Here is a 934-nt window from a genome sequence, read left to right as displayed (position 1 = left end):
CTTCCGCCGGGACATGACCGCTGACCGGAGACATGGGCCGCTGACCGGAGAGAGATCGGCCTGGATGGCTGTACAGTGCCGGGTAGGGGCTGCACTGTTCGGGCGCATCGTGGAGTTGTCACCGGGGATCGTGGTCGACCTGCGCGCGACAGGCATGCGCGTGCGCCTTGACTCAAACGGGCACGCAGAGGCGGTGTCGGCGGCCGCGCGAGATCTCGGGCTCGCCGCGAACCCTGCAGTGCTGCAGCACCTGAGCATCGTGTTCGAAGCCTCGAACCCGTCTCTGGTGAGGCGGTTCTGGCAGCGCGCGCTCGACTACGCGCCTGCTGAGGACGGCGGTTTGGTGGATCCGTTGCGGCGCGACCCCGCCATACGGATCCAGCAGTTGACCGAGCCACGGCCGGTGCGGAACCGCATCCACCTCGACGTGGTGCGGCCGGCCGCGGCGGTCGAGCAGGCGAGTCTTGGGGAAGCATCTGGAGCGTACGGGGTCTGTCACACCGACCCCGACGGCAACGAGGTTGACCTGGTGCCGGGCGCAGCGCTCAGCGAGAGGATCGGAACCTCCGATTGGCAGGCGGTGTTCAGCGCAATGGCGTGCTACCGCATCACCTCGACAACGCAGCAGAGTGACCTGGCCGCCGCAGCAGCGGCGCTCGGCGATGACTCGGGCTTCCCTCTGCTGGTCGACCTGCGCCCAGGGCTCGTGGTCATCGACAGCGGCAAGGACCAGTGGGAGGACGACGCCAATGGCCTCAAGCTCGACTTCACCGACCTCGCCGCAAACCTCCAGACAGCTGCGCGCGAACTCGGGGCCACTGCCGATCCAGGCCTGCCGCGCTTCGCTCAGCTCTTCCTCGACGCCGCCGACGTCGACGCTGTCCGCGCGTTCTGGGTCGCCGCACTCGGATACACCCACGACCGGCGAGCCGGG

General features: G+C 68.6%; 1 protein-coding gene. It reads left to right on the top strand.

Annotated features, from left to right (window positions below; genetic code table 11):
• Positions 1–64: 64 nt before the first annotated feature.
• A partial coding sequence (locus Y703_RS18635) for a VOC family protein (RefSeq protein ID WP_081743440.1) occupies positions 65–934 on the top strand: 870 nt, incomplete at its 3' end.

The sequence above is a fragment of the Arthrobacter sp. H20 genome (genome assembly GCF_000520515.1).
GTDB lineage: Bacteria > Actinomycetota > Actinomycetes > Actinomycetales > Micrococcaceae > Arthrobacter_D.
The sequence above is the reverse complement of the archived record's forward strand: the minus strand, read 5'-3'. Positions and strand labels throughout refer to the sequence as shown.